Raw genomic sequence first — 18,106 nt, forward strand, 5'->3', positions numbered from 1 at the left:
GTGAATAAATGATTATTTTGGTGGGGATTGCAATGGAAAAGATTTGGTTTAAAAGTTATCCTAAGTCTATTAAACGTGAAATTAATGTGGATGATTTAGGAACAATAGTAGATATGTTTAAGCGTTCTGCAAAACAATACGCAAATAATCCTGCTTATACAAGTATTAGGACGACACTAACCTTTGCTCAGGCAGAAGAATTAGTAGATAACTTTAGTTCATTTTTACAGAATATCTTGAAGGTTGAAAAAGGTGAACGTATTGCAATTATGATGCCAAATGTTTTGCAGTATCCTATAGCCGTATTTGGTGCATTGCAGGCTGGTATGGTTGTAGTAAATATAAATCCACTTTATACTGCTCCGGAAGTTCAGGCTCAACTAATAGATAGCGAAGCCTCAACTATCGTGGTATTAGAAAATTTTGCTTCTACATTTGAGAAAATAGCAGATACAGTTCCAGTTAAGCATGTTATTGTGGCTAAAATTGGTGATTTACTACATTCATTTTGGGGGTTTGTATTTAACTTTGCTGTTAAAAATATTGCTAAAGGGGTTCCGTCTTATAAATTATCGGGTCATATTGCATTTAAAGAAGCGATTGCACTAGGTAAAAAAACATCTTTTCGACCTGTTGATCTTAGAAATACGGATTTGGCTTTTTTACAATACACAGGAGGAACAACAGGTATTCCTAAAGGAGCTATGCTAACACACCGTAATATTTGTGCCAATATAGCTCAGGCTAGTGAATGGATATCTTTGAAGTTAAAACCGGGTAGCGAATGTATTGTTACAGCCCTTCCACTTTATCATATTTTTTCCCTGACAGTTAACTTAATGATTTTTACTAGTATCGGTGGACACAATATATTAATTGTGAACCCAAGAGATATGAAGAATTTTATTAAGCAGTTAAAAAACAAAAAATATAATATTACTGCCATTTCATGTGTGAATACTTTATTTAATGCTTTAGTGAATCAATCTGAGTTTAAGAAAATTGATTTTTCAAGTTGGAAAATATCTCTGGGTGGTGGTGCTGCTGTACAAAAAGATGTTGCTGATAAATGGAATCAAATCACCGGTTTACCGATCATTGAGGCCTATGGTTTGACAGAAGCTAGTCCTGGTGTATGTGTTAATCCTGTTACTATTGAACAATACACAGGTTACGTTGGTTTACCAATTCCTAGCACCGATATTCAAATTAGAGACAAAAATGGTGAGCAGTTAGGTATTGGAGAAGTTGGTGATCTTTGGGTCAGAGGGCCTCAAGTGATGCTGGGATATTGGAATCGACCGGAAGAAACGGAAAAAGTTTTGAAAGATGGCTGGTTGGATACTGGAGATATTGCTTACGTCAATGAAGAAGGATTTGTTAAACTAGTCGATCGTAAAAAAGATATGATTATCATATCTGGTTTTAATGTATATCCTAATGAGGTTGAAGATGTTTTAATGATGAATCCAGGGATATTAGAGTGTAGTGTGATAGGTGTTCCTAGTGAAAAGACGGGTGAAGCATTAAAGGTATTTATTGTTAAAAGTGATCCTAATTTAACTGAAGAAGAAGTTATACAATTTGCTAGACGGAGTCTGACAAGTTACAAGATCCCTAAAATTATTGAATTTAGGGATGAATTACCCAAATCTAATATTGGTAAAATTTTAAGAAGAGTTTTGCATGAAGAAGAGATGGCAAAACTTAAAATAAGAAAGTAATAAATGGTTTCTATGCTAGTATAATTAGGATCAATAATGGTATGGAAAGAATACGCTATGGAAAGAATATGGTTAAAGAGTTATCCTAAGGGTGTTGATTCTGAAGTTGATGTAGATTCATTAGGGACGATTATTGATGTATTCGATCGATCAGTAGAAAGATTTAGACATCATAAAGGTTTTACAAGCGTTAATACCGTTCAAACTTATGGACAGACTAAGGAGAAAGTTGATTTATTCTCATCATTTTTACAAAACGAACTAAAAATAAAAAAAGGTGATCGGATAGCAGTTATGTTACCGAATTGCTTGCAGTATCCAATTGTAGTTTTAGGTGCGTTGCAAATTGGTGCAGTTATTGTGAATGTTAATCCTCTCTACACTGCACCTGAATTAGTACATCAGTTAGTAGATGCAGAACCAACAACAATTGTTATTATTGAAAATTTTGCTAAGACACTGGAAAAAGCATTACCAGAAATACCAACTCTTAAAAATATTATATTGACCTCTATTGGTGATCAGTTACATTCTTTTTGGGGATATCTATTGAATTTTGTTGTACGATATATACAAAAAGGGGTACCTTCTTATAAATTGCCCAGCAACACTATAAAGTTTAATGATGCATTGAAGTTAGGAAAGAAAAAGTCTTATATTAAGGTTGATATTAAAAATACGGATTTAGCTTTTTTACAATACACTGGCGGTACTACGGGTGTTGCTAAGGGAGCGATGTTAACACATCGTAATATTTGTGCAAATATGGCTCAAGCACAAGAATGGCTGAAACCTTATAATTTTAAATTGGGAGGAGAGATAGCGATGTCACCTCTTCCTCTTTATCATATTTTTTCTTTAACTTGTAATATGATGATTTTCTTGAATCTGGGTGGGCAAAATATTTTGATTGCTAATCCTATGGATACAAAGATGTTCATTCGACAGATGAGAAAATATAGAATTTCTGGTTTAACTGCAGTGAATACACTTTTCAATTCTTTACTGAGTAATCCAGAATTTCAAAAAGTAGATTTTTCTTCTTGGATTTTATGTCTTGGAGGAGGAGCAGCGATTCAAAAAGATGTTGCTGACAAGTGGTTAAAAGTGACTGGGTTACCCATTATTGAAGCTTATGGTCTAACAGAAGCTAGTCCTGGTGTGGCGGTCAATCCATTGATGGATACGGATGATATGAAACAAAAAGGATGGACTGGAAGTGTTGGCTTGCCATTACCAGGTACTGATATCTCTTTACGGGATGATAATAACAATGAGGTGGTATTAGGAGAATCAGGTGAATTATGGATTAAAGGACCTCAAGTGATGCAAGGTTACTGGAAACAACCAGAAGAAACAGCGAAAGTTCTAAAAGATGGCTGGTTAAGGACAGGCGATATTGCCACAATGGATGAGGATGGTTATTTACGTATTGTTGATAGAAAAAAGGATTTAGTTGTTATTTCAGGTTTCAACGTTTATCCTAACGAAGTAGAGGATGTTGTGACTTTACACCCAGATATTGTTGAATGTGCTGTCATTGGTGTGCCTCATCCTAAAACAGGTGAGGCATTGAAGGTATTTGTGGTTACCAGTAATCCTAAACTCACAGGAGAAGAAATAACTAAATTTTGTCGTCAATATTTAACGGGCTATAAAGTACCGAAAATTTTTGAATTTAGAGATCAACTTCCTAAATCATTAGTGGGTAAAATCTTGAGAAAAGAATTAAGGGATGAAGAGTTAAAGAGATGTAACTCGTAAAATTAAAATAATAAATTGTCAATAGAGAATTATAAATGGCTAAATTAAAGATTGTGGGTAATGGCCCTTTAAATGGAGAAATAAGAATTTCAGGTGCAAAAAATGCAACCCTACCCATTATGTGTGCGGGATTATTAACGGATGATACTTTGGCATTAAGTAATGTTCCTATGTTAAAAGATGTTAAAACAACCATTGAAGTTTTGGAAAAAATGGGAGCAGATATAGAAAGTAATCATCAGGATAAGGTGAATATATGTTGTGCTTCTATCCATGATTTGGCTGTATCGTATGATTTAGTCAAAACCATGAGAGCATCTATTTTAATTTTAGGACCGACATTGGCAAAATTTGGAGAGTGTCAAATTAGTTTACCAGGTGGTTGTACTATAGGTTCTCGCCCAGTCGATCAACATATTAAAGGCTTAGTTGCCATGGGGGCTGAAGTTAACGTAGAGCATGGATATATTAAGGCTAAAGCAAAGCGCTTAGAGGGAGCCCATATTATTATGGATATGGTTACTGTTACAGGAACTGAAAATTTGTTGATGGCAGCTACTTTGGCAAAAGGTGTGACCATTTTAGAAAATGCAGCAAAAGAACCAGAAGTAGTTGATTTGGCTAATTGTTTAGTTTCTATGGGTGCTAGGATTGAAGGTATTGGTACAGGGGTATTAAAAATCCATGGTGTAGATAAATTACATGGTGCAGAGCACAGTATTTTACCTGATCGTATTGAGACAGGAACTTTTTTATGTGCTGTAGCAATGACTCAAGGTAAAGTTATCCTTAACAATGCACACCCAAAAAGTATGCAAATTATTTTGGATAAATTATTAGAATCTGGTGCACTTATTGAGACGGGTAAGGATTGGATTTTAATCGAGATGAGGAAAAGACCCAAACCTGTCAATATTAGGACTTTGCCTTATCCTGGATTTCCAACTGACATGCAAGCTCAGTTTATGGCCATGAATGTTATTGCTGAAGGTACTGGTAAGATTGTGGAGACAATTTTTGAAAATAGATTTATGCATGTACCTGAATTAAATAGAATGGGTGCTTGTATTGAAGTTGATGGTAACACTGCTTTTATCAAAGGGGTTGAACAACTCTCAGGTGCCAAGGTTATGGCAACTGATTTAAGAGCTTCTGCTAGTTTAGTTGTCGCAGGGTTGGTAGCTGATGGCACTACTTATATAGAGAGAATTTATCATTTAGATAGAGGATATGAAAAAATCGAGGAGAAATTAGGTAATGTAGGTGCTAATATCCAAAGAATTCTTTCTTAATATTTGATATTAATTTTTGATGGGGGTTTGTTCTAGTACTTTATCTAAAATGTATTTAGTTTTAATATTAGGATCCCCTGTTTTAAATATGTTTAACTTAACTGTCACACTGAATTCGGGTGACAGATGTAGATTTTCAATTTCAAAATCTAGAGCTAACCATTCAGAATAATTTTTTTGAAATTGATTGTCATAAAAAATTTCTCTGACTAGGAAGCAGTTTTCTGTTTTATCACAGTTTTCAGTTGGTTTTATTTCCATATATGCAGTAGTGGAATCAACGATATTTGATTTAATGATTGGATGTTGTCCTGTATCTGATGTTAGTTCTTTGAAAATTAAAGTATTTTTTTCATAATTTGAGAAGATAAGATGATCATTAAATTTTCCATAACTAATAGAAAGTTGTTGTTTATTAAAGAAATCTACAATATTTTGGCCTATCTTGAATCTATTACTATTATTACATACTGCATTAGCATAATTAATAACATCCGTCATGATAATTGAAGGTTCTTTTTGTGTGAAACTGACATGAAATGGTGAGCAAATGCCTTGCAAATAAATAGTATTTTCTTTAATGCTCAGATTTATATCTTCAAATTTAAAATCAACAGACTCAAGAAACAAGGGCTTTTGATTTTTATCAAAAGCCTTTATTAATTGCCAGTTTCTGGCTTCAAATTGATGTAATGAATTATTATCTTGATTCTGCTGTGTCACATTACTTTTGATATGAGTGAATGAGTTTTTTATTTGGTCACAAGAAGTAATGTACAGTGATAATAGTATAATAAATGCACATCTTTTCATTCGGAACATTAATCTCTATTTTTAGTGTTTTTCATCAGTTCTTTTTCTTACTACCTTTGAGGGAAATAATATCACCATTTGAACCAATGAATTTAATTTCTGGATTCTTACCTATCATTTCACCTTTGATATAGAAATGCTTATTGGTTAAGGCATTATCGATTTTACTACATGTATCTGCACCAGAAATAATATTACCAATGCTCAAATTATTTTTAACTAAATTCATATTAAAAATAGCTTTCCCACAATTGGACTTGACAATCATATTCTGCCCTTCTTGGCTAAAAGTCGTAATTTGAAGTGGTGTATTTGTTAAAAGTATATTATTTTCATGATCTAATGCACTGGTTAGTTTCCATTCGTACTCTTGGAATACCTCATCTGAAAAATATTTACCTGCATAAGATTTATTATTTTTTTCAATATTATTAATTGACTGCATTACATAATAAATATTGTCATTAGTTTGCATTCTAATTAAAGAATTATCAAGTCCATTGGGGACACGAGCGGTAATAGTTTTATTGGAAAATAATGTTTGCACTGCTTGATCCAAATCCATCAATGAAGCCTCACAAGCCATTTTGGTAGAGGCTAATGAAGATACTTTTAACACATTATCATTGAGTGACCAAAATCCGCTTAATTGATTACAACCACCACGAATACTTATCTGTCCTGTATTATTGAAAGTGACAATTGCTCTAGCACCATTGTTGGGTAATAAGCTATCTAGGTTAGTTTTAATGTCATTATCATTGAAGGAATGGCCAGAGATAATTACCCAGTCAGTCGAGGTTAACATTTGAGAAGAAGGATTTAAAGCTAATGCATCCAAAAAATCATCATTTTTTTGAGTCACACAAGCTGTGAAAAGCAGTGAACAAGAAAGAAATATTAAATATGTTTTCATAGTAATATAAGCCTTTATTTATCAATCATAATTCGCATAACTAGAGCCGATTATAACGAAATTTAGTTAGACTTGTAAAATGAATTCTGGTGTCGTTTCTGGGTATGATTTCTTATGGATTCATGACTATTATTCCATAATTTTAGGTATTATACTTTATACTTTTTAATTTTTTCCCCCATGATATAATCATATACATTTAATACAAGCATGTTTAATATTTATCAGCTTCACCGTAAGAACTTGTCATTTTAGTAGGTGGGATATGAATGGATAAATTTAATTAGGATTTCAATAGCATATTGAGTCGCTTTTTCTCTTACCTCCTTCCTGTTGCCAGTAAAATGTTTTAAATAAGTTTTGATTGTATTTTTAGAAGTCACAGCAAACCACACAGAACCAATTGGATATTGAGAGTCTGTTCCGGTAGGACCTGCAACACCTGAAATACTAATTGAGATATCAGCGGATGATTTTAATAAAGCACCTTTCGCCATTTCTACTACAGTTTCTTGACTTACTGATCCATATTGTGTCAGCGTTTCTGTGCAAACACCTAATATATTGCTTTTAGCCTTATTGGAATAAGTAATGAAACCCAGTTCAAACCATTGGGAACTTCCTGATAAATCAGTTAGATAGTTTGCTAATAAGCCACCTGTGCAAGATTCTGCAGTGCAGATGATTAGATTTTTAGTAATTAATAAGTTACTTAATTTTTCTAACAGAGAACGGTTCATGTGGTTTATTGTGTTTTCTAAAGTAATCAATTAAGTGATTAGTGGAGGAATCATATTGAGCTGATTCATTATTGGATAGTAAGGGTTCTATATTTTTTGCTAATACTTTACCATACTCGACACCCCATTGGTCAAAAGAATTAATACCCCAGATGATACCTTGTACAAATACTTTATGTTCATATAGGGCTAATAACATGCCTAAGTTGAAGGGTGTTAATCGTTCTAGGAAAATTGTATTACTTGGTTGATTACCAGGAAAGAATTTTTGTGGTGCTAGTTTGTCTCGTTCAATACCTGATAAATAATTTAACTCTTGATAAACTTTAGCTTCAGTTTTACCTTGCATTAATGCTCTAGTTTGAGCCAGTGCATTCGAAACTAGCACTTGATGTTGATTATTTTGTTCAGGGTAAAAGCTGTTAGCTGTTACAATAAAATCGGAGCAAATCAAGCGAGTGCCTTGATGAAGTAACTGGAAAAATGCATGTTGACAATTAACACCTTCTTCACCCCAGATTACAGCACCTGTATCAAAATCTAAATATTCGCCATTTCGGCCTGTTCTCTTACCATTGCTTTCCATATCGAGTTGTTGAATATGAGTAGGAAAGCGTCTTAAACTATGATCATAGGGAATAATGGCATGACTACTGCTTTGGTAGAAAGTGTTATACCAAACACCAATTAATCCCATCAAAATAGGAATATTTTCAGAGTAAGGACTAGAGAAAAAATGCTCGTCCATATTTCTCCCTCCTTCAAGAAACTCTAAAAAGTTATCTCGACCAATAGCACACATAACTGAAAGGCTGATAGAAGACCAAGAAGAATATCGACCACCTACCCAGTCAAACATACCAAAAATATTTTCTTCGGCAATCCCATAATTTAAAGCGGCTTGTTTATTGCTGGTAATGGCTAGAAAATGAGTACTGATATTTTCGTTTTGTGAATTCTCTAAGAACCATTTTTTAGCTGTCATAGCATTCAACAAGGTTTCAGGGGTGGTAAATGATTTACTGGCAATAATAAACAAGGTACTTTTAGGATCTAGGTTTTTTAAAGTTTCACCTAAATGTGCTGCATCTACATTGGAAACATAATGCACGGTAATTTTTTCATGATGGTATGGCTTCAAAGCAACATAAAGCATTCTTGGACCTAAATCCGAGCCTCCTATGCCAATGTTCACGATACTGGTAATAGGGTGTCCGGAAAAACCTAAATATTTTTGTTGACGAATTTGTTCTGCTAGATTGAGTGCTTTTTCTAGCTCCTCATGAACTTTGGGAATAATATTTTCACCAGCAACATAGATATTTGCTGTTTTGGGTTGTCTTAAAGCAGTATGTAATACAGGTCTATTCTCACTAAGATTGATACTTTTTCCTGTTCTCATTTTATCAATCCATTCCCTGATTTTAGCTGTTTGTGCCAGTTCAATTAATAGTTTGATTGTGTCTTCTGTAATACGATTCTTACTATAATCAAATAATAATCCATTTAACTGTTGGTGCATTTTATTGAAACGATCTGGATCTTGCGTAAACAAATCACGCATGTGTAGGTAATGAGTCGCACGTTGGTGTTGGTGTAATTGTGCCCAAATAGCAGTTTGATTAATAAAAGTCATAATTCATAAATCAATAAACAATGTTTTATTTTAGAATAAATCAAATTTTTGGACAATTGATTATTCACAGGGTTAAAATGAGGGGAAATATTATCTTTTACAATCTATGCAGAATAATAAAATAACGCCCATGATGGCACAATATTTAGAAATTAAAAAAACTTGTTCGGATAAATTACTTTTTTATCGCATGGGCGATTTTTATGAGTTATTTTTAGATGATGCAGTTCAAGCCGCCAGTATATTAGATATTACGTTGACCTCCCGTGGTAAAATTGGTGATGAGCCAGTTCAAATGGCTGGGGTTCCCTATCATGCTGCTGAACAGTATTTAGCTCGCTTGATTAAAGCAGGAAAGAGTGTTGCCATTTGTGAACAAGTGGGAATGGTTGGTCAAGGTAAAGGGCTTGTAGAACGTAAAATTGTTAAAATTGTAACACCAGGAACCTTAACTGATGAAGCATTACTTTCTGAAACTGAAACTAACCGTATTGTTGCTATTGTCTATGGCAAAAAAGAATACGGTTTGGCATGGTTGTCTTTGGAAAGTGGGGAGTTTAAATCAAAACAAATCCCTCATCATCTTTTAGAAGATGAATTAGAACGACTTCAAGTATCAGAGATCTTATTAGAGGACACCAGAAGAGTAGCTATTCCTATTAACTGGCAAGACCAAGTGACCTATGTTAATGAATGGCATTTTGAAAGTGATTCCGCTTTTAATGTATTAATCCATTTCTTTGAAACACAAGATTTACTAGGTTTTGGACTAAATAAGAGTGAACATCCTTTAGCCATCTCAGCAGCAGGTGCATTAATTTACTATATAAAATTAACTCAGCAACAAGTTCCTAAACATTTAGATGCACTTAGCTTGGAAAAAGAGGAACAGTATATCGGCCTAGACAGTACAACCAGAAGAAATTTAGAGTTAACTTATACACTATCTGGAAAAAAAGCACCTACTTTATTTTCTGTACTTAATCAATGTGCTACTCATATGGGAAGCCGTTTATTGAAACAATGGATACATCACCCTTTAACTGCTCATGCACATATTGAAGCACGTCAAAAAGCGGTAGCAGAGTTAATCGAATTAAACCCTATAAATCTATACTCTAAGTTAAAACAAGTTGTTGATATAGAAAGGATTATTGCTAGAATTGCCTTAGCTAGTGTGAGACCTAGGGATTTATCTGCGTTAAGGGATAGTTTACGGATATTAGAAAAATTAGTTATTAATAATGAGTTGAAAAGTGGATTATTACAGGTCTTGCAACAGGTATTCCCTCAAGGTAAAGAAATGGCAGATTTATTAGAAAAAGCCATTTTACCAGAACCTTCTGTATGGATAAAGGATGGTAATGTCATTAATACAGGGTTTGATGTAGAGTTGGATGAAATGAGAGAATTGCAATCTCATGTGGATCATATTTTACTTCAAATGCAAGATAGAGAAAGGCAAAAAACTAGCTTATCTACTTTAAAAATTGAGTTTAATCGTGTCCATGGTTTTTATATTGAGTTAAGTAAAAAAGAAGCTATTAATGCTCCTGTTGACTATGTTAGAAAACAAACTTTAAAAAATGTAGAACGATTTATCACACCTGAGTTAAAGTCTCTAGAAGAGAAAGTGTTGAATTCCCAACAATTAGTTCTTGAACGAGAAAAATACTTATATAATGATCTGGTTAGTCAGTTGCAAAAATTTATTAGTTTGTTACAAACTATTGCTCGTTCAGTTGCCAGTTTAGATGTCTTATTATCATTTAGTCAAAAAGCTATACAAAATAATTATATCTGCCCAAAATTAGTGGATTATCCCATACTTGACATTCAACTAGGTAGACACCCAGTTGTATCAGAACTAGTGGAACATTATGTTAACAATGATTGTGTACTGGATAATAAACAAAAGATAATGCTAATCACTGGTCCTAATATGGGTGGTAAATCGACTTATATGCGACAAAATGCTTTGATTGTATTGATGGCTCACATAGGATCGTTTGTACCAGCCAAGAAAGTAATATTAGGCTCAATCGATAAAATATTTACTCGTATTGGTGCCTCGGATGATATTGCGAGTAACCGTTCTACTTTTATGGTGGAAATGTCTGAAACTGCTTATATTCTTAATCATGCTACAGAATCTTCTTTAGTTTTGATGGATGAAGTTGGACGTGGAACTTCTAATTTGGATGGTTCTGTGATTGCACAATCTGTTTTAAATTATCTTAGTACGGTTAATAAGAGTTTTACTTTATTTGCAACACATTATTTTGAGTTAACCGAGATGGCAGCTCATTTTTCCATTATTTTTAATAAGCATTTATCAGCAGTAGAAGAAAAAAAACATATTGTTTTTTTACATCGTTTAGAAGCAGGACCTGCTATGAAAAGTTATGGGGTTGCTGTGGCAAAATTGGCAGGATTACCTAAAAAAGTTATACAATATGCTGAAAAATTACTGTCTCTAAGGGAGTCAGAGACTTTACAACAGCAACCACAAATGGATTTATTTCAAGTTATGCAAGTGACTGACGATAAAAAGGATGAGTACAAAGTTTTGTATGAGGCATTGATCGAGCAAATACAAAATCTAACACCAGATGATATGAGTCCTAAGGAAGCACTAGACGCCATTTATCATCTAGTACGATCTACTCAATATTAATGTAAACTAAATAATAACTATCCAATTTGTTGTTCAAATTCTTTTAGAGATTGCCAACTTGCCCAAGTGGCGCCGATTAAAGCCAGAGCCACAACAATCAAAGTAATCCATAAAAGTTCAGGAACAGTAAAAATTCTTTGTTGAATTTGAATACCATAAGGGGTTAGAATCAGTTTTGCTTGCCTAAAGGCAGTTAACATTGTAATACTAGTAATACATACCCCAAGAATAATCGTTAAAATTGCTTGCCAAAAGGCTTGGTACAAGAAAGGCCTACGAATAAAAGAACTCGAAGCACCCAATAAATGAGATATATCAATTTCATCTCGGCAAGATAGTATCTGTAAACGAATCGTATTATGAGAAATTAAAATAAAGGCAAAACTTAAAGTCACTGATAAGAAAATAAGAATTTTATTGATAAAGCTTTTTATTTGATAGAGTGTTTGAACCCATTGTGAGTCCACAGATACCTGATTAACATAGGGTAGTTGTTTTAATTCTGAAGTTAGTTGACTAATTTGACTCGGTTCAACATCTTTGGGAATAACAGAGAATGCATCAGGTAATGGATTCTGATCAAACATGTTGATGAGTTCTTTCTGTTCAAGTATATTGCTGGTTTCTGTTAAGGCATCTTCTTTATCTATATACTTAACAGATTGAATATTTTGGTGATCTTGTAAAGTAGAGGAGATCGATGATATCTCTTCTTCTGGCGTGTTATTTTCCATAAAAACAGTAATACTAGGATCTATGGTTAACTTATTTAAAATCAACTCAAAGCTTTGTACAGATAAATATAAAGTTAAAGGTAGAGCAAGAGCAATACCTAGCATAATTAAAATAGAAATAGAACTAACAGGTTGTTTAAATAATCTTTTAATAGAATTTCTTATTGCATTAATATGCTGGTTGTATAATTGTTTCATGCAGCAAACCTTCCCTCTTTAAAACGTATAATACGATGACCATAATCAGCCATTAGAGATTCATCATGTGCTGAAATAATCAAAGTTGTTCCTGCTTTATGAAAAGATTGAAATAATGCCATAATATCTAAAGCATAAGAACGGTCTAAATTGGCAGAGGGTTCGTCAGCAATGAGTATTCCTGGTTGATGTACCATTGCTCGGGCAATACATAAGCGTTGCTGCTCTCCACCTGATAGAGAGATTGGGTTGACATTTTCTTTGCCCTCTAATCCTACTTTTGAAATGGCCAGATTGGCTCTTCTAAGCGCTATATTTTTATCGTATCCTGTGATATAAAGAGGTAGCAACACGTTTTCTAAAGTTGTTCTATCATACAAGATTTTATGATCTTGGAATATAACACCTATATGTTGCCTCAAGAAACCAAGTTGGTCGTGATTTAAATCATTTAAGCAGCTATTATTGACCCAAATTTTTCCCGATGTTGGTCGAATGATACCCGCTACTAATTTTAGTATAGTTGTTTTACCAGCACCAGAATGTCCTGCAATAAAAATCATTTCTCCTTGGTTAATGGTAAAAGAAACATTATCAATAGCCCGGTATCCACCTGGATAAGTCTTAACTACTTGTTCAAATCGTATCATAGGTAAAATTTCCTTGTTTAATCATCAAAAAAAGCATCCACGAATTCTTGAGCCTTAAAAGGTTTTAAATCATCAATATTCTCACCTACACCAATATAACGAATAGGGATAGGTCTGTTTCTTGCTAAGGCTGCAATTATACCGCCTTTGGCTGTACCATCTAATTTAGTAATAATTAAGCCAGTTAATCCTAGAGCATCATCAAAAGCGATTACTTGGTTGATAGTATTCTGTCCAATATTGGCATCTAAAACTAAGATAATTTCATGTGGTGCATCAGGTAATGATTTTTGGATAACACGTTTTACCTTTTTGATTTCTTCCATTAAATTAAGTTGAGAGGGTAAACGTCCCGCAGTATCTGCTAATACAATATCTTTATTTCTTGCTTTGGCGGCCTCAATAGTATCGAAGCATACGGCGGCAGAATCTCCTTTTTCTTGAGATATAACGGTTACATTATTTCTTTCCCCCCAAGCTAAGAGCTGTTCCCTAGCAGCTGCTCTAAAAGTATCTCCTGCAGCTAAAATAACACTCTTATTTTTATTTTGAAAATGATGGGCAAGTTTACCTATGGTTGTGGTTTTACCTGCACCATTAACACCTACCATCATGATGACATAAGGTTTGGTATTTATTGTTTCTAGGGGTTGCTCTAAAGGTTTAATTAGGTCAAATAAAGCTTCTTTCAAAGTACTTCTTAGTTCATTAACATCTTTTAACCCCTTAAAACTCACCCTATTTCGCACTTCTTTTAATAGAAACTCTGTTGCCTTAAGACCCATATCAGAAGTCAGTAACACTGTTTCGAGGTCTTCATATAATTCTTCATTAATTTGTCCGCCACCAATAATGCTGGCCATTGATTTATTGAATTTATCACGTGATTTAGATAAGCCTTTTTTTAGTCGAAAAGACCAGGAATCTTTTTTTACTGGATTTTTTTTACAGTTTTTGATAAGTTGATCTTGAGTTGGGAGTTCATAAGTTTCTGTAGCAATTGACTCGCCTACAGAATTGTTTGTCGAGAGCCCAGAATCTGGTTCTTTGGGGATTATTTGACTGTTTATAGTAGCCTTTGTTTGAGTAGTTTTTGAATTTTTTTCAGGTTTTGATTTTGTAGAAGCTTGATCTGCTTTCTTTTTAAATATTCGAAACATATTTTTTATTGGTAAATGATTAATAGGTTTATTTTAACTTAAATTTTTTCAAATGTAGAATATTGATAATAATTATCCTAATCTTAATTGAACTTTTATTAATTTTCTTGTCAAAAAACTGTTACGTGAGCATATTTTTAGGAGAATTCAATGATAAGAAAAATTGTTCTATTATTAATGATATTAGCTGGATCATTTTGTGTTTCTCAAACCACAGAAGAGAAACTTGATAAGATTAGTTCTGATATTAATAAATTGACCCAGATTTTTGATACTATTAAGAGTAGTGCAGAAAAGGCTAATACTACCCATACAGATAAGCAAGAAATTGATAGAAATGAGAATACAGAGACAACTGTTGGTACTGGGAAAAATAAAAATACTTTAGAAGTAGGGGTAGGAGAGGTTTTTGGTAAAAAATCATTCAACAAGAAGAGCATTTGTGATGCTGTAAGTGTGGGGATAGATGTGACGCACTTAAGTGCTCTACTTGGAAACTCTAAAGGGCTTAGCGTTGTTTCTCGGTCATTAGGAATTGCTCAACAGGTATATGACATAACATTTGATGGTTCTAAAATTTGTAGTGTGACTGCAAAAGACGGGAAAGTAGTGTCTGTCAAAAAAACAACAGAAAAGATACAGAAAAAATATTGAAAAAATATTTTAAAAATCACTAGTCAATATTTTTATCCAGTTTGATAAAGATAAAAAAATTAATTAGTAAGCATGGTGTAATATTGATTATAATACTTCGCTACTGTTTAAGAATGTGTTTTTATAACGATAGACATTAATTTATCAATATTAAATAAAAATTATGCTTACATTTCAAGAAATTATTTTTAAATTACAGACTTATTGGGCATCCAAAGGATGTATTCTTCTGCAACCTTTTGATACGGAAGTTGGTGCTGGAACGAGTCATCCTTCTACTTGTTTAAGGGCTTTAGGCTGTGAACCTTGGTATGCAGCCTATGTGCAGCCATCAAGACGACCTAAAGATGGTCGGTATGGACAAAATCCGAATCGTTTACAACATTATTATCAATTTCAGGTAGTTATGAAACCTTCACCTGATAATATACAAGAGCTTTATCTAAATTCTTTGAAAGATCTGGGGCTTTCTCCTCAAGTTCATGATGTGCGATTTGTTGAAGATGACTGGGAAAATCCTACTTTAGGTGCATGGGGTCTTGGTTGGGAAGTATGGTTAAATGGTATGGAAATTACTCAATTTACTTATTTTCAACAAGTGGGAGGACAGGATTGTTTTCCAGTACTGGGTGAAATTACTTATGGATTGGAAAGACTTGCCATGTATTTACAAGGGGTTGAAAATGTTTATGATTTGAATTGGGGTAGAAATTTTAACGGTGACATAGTGACTTATGGTGATGTTTATCATCAGAATGAGGTAGAACAATCTTATTATAATTTTGAATATGCGAATACAGACTGGTTGTTGAGGGAGTTTAATGAATATGAAAGTGAAGCTAAAAGATTATTAGAGGTAGAAGAAGTAGGTTTAATATTACCCATTTATGAGTTAGTTTTAAAAGCAGGACATACTTTTAATTTGCTTGACGCTAGGGGTGCTATTTCAGTAACAGAAAGAGCAACTTATATCGCAAGAATTAGGAGTTTAAGTAAAAAAGTGGCTAAAAAATATATTGCTTCACGAGAAGCATTAGGATTTCCTTTGTTAAGGGAATCTATTCAAAAGTAATTTTGGAAGAAATATGAATAAAGAAACATTATTGGTTGAATTACGTACCGAAGAATTGCCCCCTAATGTACTGGAGAAATTAGGAAGAAGTTTTGCCTCATTAATTTTTGAAGGACTAGTTAAAGAAAAAATGGTGGAAAAAACTGTATCCTATCAATTTTTTGCTACACCACGTCGCTTGGCATTATTGATTCCAGAGGTGCAATCAGAACAACGAGATCAAGAAAAAATTAAAAAAGGACCTTCTATAGCTATTGGAATGGTTGATGGAGAACCTTCTCGTGCCCTACAAGGATTTTTAAAATCAAATAATATTTCTTTGCAAGATTTATGCATTATGCATGATGGTAAACAGGAAATCTACTGTTATCAGTTTTTTGAAAAAGGTTTAGGATTAGCAACAATACTACAGATGATATTAGATGTAGCAGTTAAGAAATTACCTGTACCTAAACTTATGCACTGGGGTGACAAATCTTATACATTTGTGAGACCAGTTCATAGTTTAATTGCAATGTTGGGCGAAGATATATTGCCTGTACATTTATTTGGTTTGAAGGCAGATAATAAAACGTTGGGGCATCGTTTCATGTCAACCCATGAATTAATTGAGCTTAAACATAGTAATCAATACGAAAAATTGTTGGAAAAAAATTATGTTAAGGTCAATTTTGAGACTAGAAAAAATGCAATTAAACAACAGATACAAGATAGATGTTCTGAAATAAATGCACAATGGGTGGCAGAAGAGTCACTTTTTGATGAGGTTACTGGTCTAGTTGAATGGCCGGTGACATTGGTTGGCACTTTTGCACCTGAGTTTCTAGAAATACCTGCAGAATGTTTAATATTAACCATGCAAAAAAATCAAAAATACTTTCCGTTAATGAATGCTGAGCAAAAACTATTAAATACTTTTTTATTAGTTTCCAATATTGAATCTGCAAACCCGGAGGAAGTGATTGCGGGGAATGAGAGAGTTGTGAGGGCTCGTCTGTCAGATGCTGCCTTTTTTTATAATGTAGATAGGAAAGTAAGTTTAGAAAGCCGACTACATGTGTTAGAGAATGTAATTTATAATAATAAAATAGGTTGTCAATATGATAGAGTGCAGCGTTTAATGGAAATTTCATCATTTATTGCTCGTCAATTAGGTATTGATGAAACCAAGGTTCGTAGGGCGGCACAGTTGGCTAAAGCGGATTTAGTCACAGAAATGGTAGGAGAGTTTCCTGAATTGCAAGGTGTAATGGGTAAATATTATGCTTTGAACGATAATGAAGATAGCGAGGTGGCTAAAGCAATTGAAGAACATTATTGGCCTAAGTTTGCAAATGATGTATTGCCTAGTAGTGAAATAGGAATAGCAGTTTCTTTAGCTGATAAACTTGAGACTTTGATAGGAATATGGGGTATTGGATTAATTCCTACTGGAGATAAAGATCCTTATGCTTTAAGACGTTCTGCATTAGGTATTGTTAGAATATTATTGGAATTTCCTTTGAATATACAAAAGTTGTTAGAGTTTGTATATCAAACTTTTCCTAAAGGTCTGTTGAGTACAAAGACAGTATCAGAAGTATATCAATTTATCTTAACTAGACTTGCTGTATATTTACAGAATAAACATACTCATGATGTTGTTATGGCAAGTTTAGCCAAGCAACCAGAAGAATTTAGCCAGCTATCAGCAATATTGATTGCCATAGAAAACTTTAAAAATTTACCTGAGGCACTGGCTTTGTCAGAGACTAATAAAAGAGTTTCTAATATACTTAAAAAAAATAATTTTTCTGAATCAAATATTCATCAAGATAAATTACATGAAAAAGCAGAAATCATCTTATGGGAAAATATACAGGTAGTTTCCTGTATAATAGAAACAGCGTTACAAAACAGAGATTATCAAAGTGCATTAAATGTTTTAGCAAAAATTAAACCAAAAGTTGATGCTTTTTTTGATGAAGTAATGGTTATATCTGCTGACACGCAAATACGAGAAAATAGATTAAATTTGTTAAACGTACTATCTAAAAAATTAAATGCAGTTGCTGATATTTCTTATCTAAGTTAATA

General features: G+C 33.4%; 14 protein-coding genes. 7 read left to right on the forward strand and 7 right to left on the reverse strand.

Features of this window, described 5'->3' with window-relative positions:
* Positions 1–32 precede the first annotated feature (32 nt).
* Genes GKC53_04125 through murA form a run of 3 tightly spaced genes read left to right on the forward strand, consistent with a single transcriptional unit; the run spans position 33 to position 4,780 of the window.
* The gene (locus GKC53_04125; protein QRN41323.1) at positions 33–1,724 is read left to right on the forward strand and encodes an AMP-binding protein; all 1,692 of its coding nucleotides are present in this window, start codon (positions 33–35) and stop codon (positions 1,722–1,724) included.
* A 57-nt stretch (positions 1,725–1,781) separates the two neighbouring features.
* Entirely contained in the window at positions 1,782–3,488 is a 1,707-nt protein-coding gene (locus GKC53_04130) for an AMP-binding protein (protein QRN41830.1), read from the forward strand.
* A gap of 35 nt (positions 3,489–3,523) precedes the next feature.
* Positions 3,524–4,780 carry a UDP-N-acetylglucosamine 1-carboxyvinyltransferase gene (gene murA / locus GKC53_04135; protein ID QRN41324.1) on the forward strand — a complete coding sequence of 419 codons (1,257 nt, stop codon included), beginning with the start codon at positions 3,524–3,526 and terminating at the stop codon, positions 4,778–4,780.
* A 9-nt stretch (positions 4,781–4,789) separates the two neighbouring features.
* Here murA and GKC53_04140 read toward each other — a convergent pair whose 3' ends face one another.
* The 4 genes from GKC53_04140 to GKC53_04155 all read right to left on the reverse strand — a co-directional run bounded on the left by GKC53_04140 (position 4,790) and on the right by GKC53_04155 (position 8,885).
* Positions 4,790–5,503: a hypothetical protein gene (locus tag GKC53_04140; protein ID QRN41325.1), complete on the reverse strand. Its 714-nt coding sequence runs from the start codon at positions 5,501–5,503 to the stop codon at positions 4,790–4,792.
* A 124-nt stretch (positions 5,504–5,627) separates the two neighbouring features.
* Positions 5,628–6,509 carry an META domain-containing protein gene (locus tag GKC53_04145; protein ID QRN41326.1) on the reverse strand — a complete coding sequence of 294 codons (882 nt, stop codon included), beginning with the start codon at positions 6,507–6,509 and terminating at the stop codon, positions 5,628–5,630.
* 251 nt (positions 6,510–6,760) lie between these two features.
* Entirely contained in the window at positions 6,761–7,249 is a 489-nt protein-coding gene (locus GKC53_04150; protein QRN41327.1) for a nicotinamide-nucleotide amidohydrolase family protein, read from the reverse strand.
* The gene (locus GKC53_04155) at positions 7,218–8,885 is read right to left on the reverse strand and encodes a glucose-6-phosphate isomerase (GenBank protein ID QRN41328.1); all 1,668 of its coding nucleotides are present in this window, start codon (positions 8,883–8,885) and stop codon (positions 7,218–7,220) included. Before GKC53_04155 ends, GKC53_04150 begins: the two co-directional genes overlap by 32 nt.
* 106 nt (positions 8,886–8,991) lie before the next feature.
* On the opposite strand from GKC53_04155, the gene mutS reads away from it, so the two are divergent.
* Positions 8,992–11,562 (forward strand): DNA mismatch repair protein MutS, encoded by a 2,571-nt coding sequence (gene mutS / locus GKC53_04160; protein ID QRN41329.1) that lies wholly within the window; start codon positions 8,992–8,994, stop codon positions 11,560–11,562.
* A 17-nt stretch (positions 11,563–11,579) separates the two neighbouring features.
* Here mutS and GKC53_04165 read toward each other — a convergent pair whose 3' ends face one another.
* Genes GKC53_04165 through ftsY form a run of 3 tightly spaced genes read right to left on the reverse strand, consistent with a single transcriptional unit; the run spans position 11,580 to position 14,304 of the window.
* Complete coding sequence (locus GKC53_04165; GenBank protein ID QRN41330.1) at positions 11,580–12,494, reverse strand: FtsX-like permease family protein; 915 nt, start codon at positions 12,492–12,494, stop codon at positions 11,580–11,582.
* Positions 12,491–13,144: an ATP-binding cassette domain-containing protein gene (locus GKC53_04170; GenBank protein QRN41331.1), complete on the reverse strand. Its 654-nt coding sequence runs from the start codon at positions 13,142–13,144 to the stop codon at positions 12,491–12,493. Before GKC53_04170 ends, GKC53_04165 begins: the two co-directional genes overlap by 4 nt.
* Before the next feature lie 17 nt (positions 13,145–13,161).
* Positions 13,162–14,304 (reverse strand): signal recognition particle-docking protein FtsY, encoded by a 1,143-nt coding sequence (ftsY, locus tag GKC53_04175; GenBank protein QRN41332.1) that lies wholly within the window; start codon positions 14,302–14,304, stop codon positions 13,162–13,164.
* A gap of 150 nt (positions 14,305–14,454) precedes the next feature.
* Between ftsY and GKC53_04180 the strand changes: the two genes are divergently transcribed.
* The 3 genes from GKC53_04180 (at position 14,455) to GKC53_04190 (ending at position 18,104) form a co-directional block, all read left to right on the forward strand.
* The gene (locus GKC53_04180; GenBank protein ID QRN41333.1) at positions 14,455–14,958 is read left to right on the forward strand and encodes a hypothetical protein; all 504 of its coding nucleotides are present in this window, start codon (positions 14,455–14,457) and stop codon (positions 14,956–14,958) included.
* A gap of 163 nt (positions 14,959–15,121) precedes the next feature.
* Positions 15,122–16,030: a glycine--tRNA ligase subunit alpha gene (gene glyQ, locus GKC53_04185; protein ID QRN41334.1), complete on the forward strand. Its 909-nt coding sequence runs from the start codon at positions 15,122–15,124 to the stop codon at positions 16,028–16,030.
* A 13-nt stretch (positions 16,031–16,043) separates the two neighbouring features.
* Complete coding sequence (locus tag GKC53_04190) at positions 16,044–18,104, forward strand: glycine--tRNA ligase subunit beta (protein ID QRN41335.1); 2,061 nt, start codon at positions 16,044–16,046, stop codon at positions 18,102–18,104.
* The last annotated feature ends 2 nt before the right edge of the window (positions 18,105–18,106 follow it).

It is taken from the genome of Neisseriaceae bacterium, assembly GCA_016864895.1.
In the GTDB taxonomy this organism is placed as follows: Bacteria; Pseudomonadota; Gammaproteobacteria; order Burkholderiales; family Neisseriaceae; genus QFNR01.